General features: G+C 76.0%; 3 protein-coding genes and 1 tRNA gene. 2 read left to right on the top strand and 2 right to left on the bottom strand.

All coding sequences use genetic code 11. From position 1 onward, the window contains the following. Nucleotides 1-34: 34 nt before the first annotated feature. Nucleotides 35-835 carry an alpha/beta fold hydrolase gene (locus tag HGA02_RS18380; protein ID WP_343035601.1) on the bottom strand — a complete coding sequence of 267 codons (801 nt, stop codon included), beginning with the start codon at nucleotides 833-835 and terminating at the stop codon, nucleotides 35-37. Between the two features lie 101 nt (nucleotides 836-936). On the opposite strand from HGA02_RS18380, the gene HGA02_RS18375 reads away from it, so the two are divergent. Beyond that, nucleotides 937-1,010 (top strand) — tRNA-Leu (locus tag HGA02_RS18375). Between the two features lie 69 nt (nucleotides 1,011-1,079). Here the strand turns inward: HGA02_RS18375 and HGA02_RS18370 are convergent. Next, complete coding sequence (locus HGA02_RS18370; RefSeq protein ID WP_168680749.1) at nucleotides 1,080-1,478, bottom strand: VOC family protein; 399 nt, start codon at nucleotides 1,476-1,478, stop codon at nucleotides 1,080-1,082. Nucleotides 1,479-1,558: 80 nt separating this feature from the next. Between HGA02_RS18370 and HGA02_RS18365 the strand changes: the two genes are divergently transcribed. After that, nucleotides 1,559-1,790 (top strand): flavodoxin family protein (locus HGA02_RS18365; RefSeq protein WP_246248066.1); only part of this gene is annotated, 232 nt, incomplete at its 3' end.

The raw sequence follows: 1,790 nt of genomic DNA, 5'->3' as shown, positions 1-1,790 counted from the left end.
CGGCTCCCCACGACGGGGGCCGGGCCTCGTCGCGTCAGGACCGCGCCGCCGCCCCGACCGCGACCTCGTCGAGCCACGCCGCGAGCGCGACCGCCGTCGCGCGCGGCTGGTCGAGGTGCACGTTGTGCCCGGCCGCGTCGAGCACGACGTACGACGCGCGCGGGTAGTGGTCGAGCCGCCGCCACGCGTCCGCGTACCCGACGACGTGGTCCTGCCGCCCGCACAGCACGAGCGTCGGCGCGGTGAACGGCTCGGGTGACGCGTCCTCGGGCTCGACGTCGAACGGGTACCGCGCACGCAGGACGTCGAGCGCGTCCTGGTCGGCGGCGTCCTCGCCGGGCTGCACGAACCTCCGGTACGCGTCGAGGCCCGCCGCGGACTCGACGACCGCCATCGCGCGGTAGCCGGTCGCGACCGCCGGGTCGACGCCGCTGAGCGCCGCCGGGTCCTCCCGCAGCACGGTCCGCGGGGGCAGGACGCGCGCGTCGACGTCCCCGGCCCAGAGCCCCGCGACCGTCGCGAGCCCGAGCACCTGGTCGCGCAGGTCGTGCGCGAGGCGTCGCGCCATCATCCCGCCGTACGAGCTGCCGACGACCGCGAACGGCTCGTCACCGAGCCGCTTGCGCACCGCGTCGCGCAGCGCTTCCGCGACGTCCTCGCTGCTGCGGACGCTGCCCAGCGGCGTGCGGGCGGTCCAGGGGAGCGAGACGTAGAGGCGTCTCCACGGCCCGTGCCCCGCGAGCACGGGGTCGAGCGGCAGCATGATCCGGTGGTCGACGCCGAACCCGTGGATCAGGACGACCGGGATCCCGGCTCCGCGCTCCTCGATGTGCACGCGCAGGACCCTAGGACGGACCACCGACAGCGTCGGGCGCGGCGCTGGCAGGATGAGCGTGCACGTCGACCGTCGCCGCGCTCCCGCGACGGTCGAGCGGCGCCCCCGTAGCCCAATCGGCAGAGGCAGCCGGCTTAAACCCGGCCCAGTCCGGGTTCGAGCCCCGGCGGGGGCACGGACGGACGCCGGGACGCCACGGGTGACAGCGGTCGTCGCGTCGACGGCGGACGCGGCACACCCCGGCTCAGGCCACGCAGAACTCGTTGCCCTCGGGGTCCAGCATCACGACGTGGCCGAGGACGGTGCGCCCGGTGTCGTCGCCGTACCGCTCCTCCCGCACGACCGTCGCCTCCGCCGCGACGAGCACCTCGACCTTCGCGCGGATCGCGGCCTCCCGCTCGTCCCAGTCCCACGGCGGCTCGCCCGCGACGCGGATGTCGACGTGCAGGCGGTTCTTCGCGGTCTTGGGCTCGGGCACGCGGAGCCAGCTCATCGCCGGGCCGACGCCGTCGGGGTCGACGATCGACGCGCCGTCCGGCTCGTCGTAGCCCGGTTCCGGGACGTACCCCAGTGCGAGCGCCCAGAACGCCGCGAGACGGTGCGGGTCGGCCGCGTCGCCGCCCAGGGTCCAGTGCGTCGCCATGACCGCACGGTACGACGACGTGCCGACATCCGGGACCAACGGCCGCGGCGCCTGGCGCACCCGGCGAGGAGCGTGGGGGCATGACAGCGATCGTGGTGTTCGAGTCGATGTTCGGCGGCACCCAGGCCGTCGCCGAGTCCGTCGGGGCCGGCATCGCGTCGTGCGGTCTGCCCACCGACGTCGTCGAGGTCGGGCGCGTCGTGGGCGACGGCGAGCGCGCACCGTGGTGGCCGGACGACGTGCTGCTGCTGGTCGTCGGCGGCCCGACCCACCGGCGGGGCCTCAGCACGGAGGCGACGCGCGCGGCCGCCC

Origin of the sequence: Cellulomonas septica (genome assembly GCF_012396155.1) — a bacterium.
Classification (GTDB): domain Bacteria; phylum Actinomycetota; class Actinomycetes; order Actinomycetales; family Cellulomonadaceae; genus Cellulomonas; species Cellulomonas septica.
The sequence above is the reverse complement of the archived record's forward strand: the minus strand, read 5'-3'. Positions and strand labels throughout refer to the sequence as shown.

Coding starts and splice junctions, on each gene's coding strand:
- HGA02_RS18370 (WP_168680749.1), bottom strand. CDS start 1,478: ATGGCGACGCACTGGACCCTGGGCGGCGACGCGGCCGACCCGCACCGT.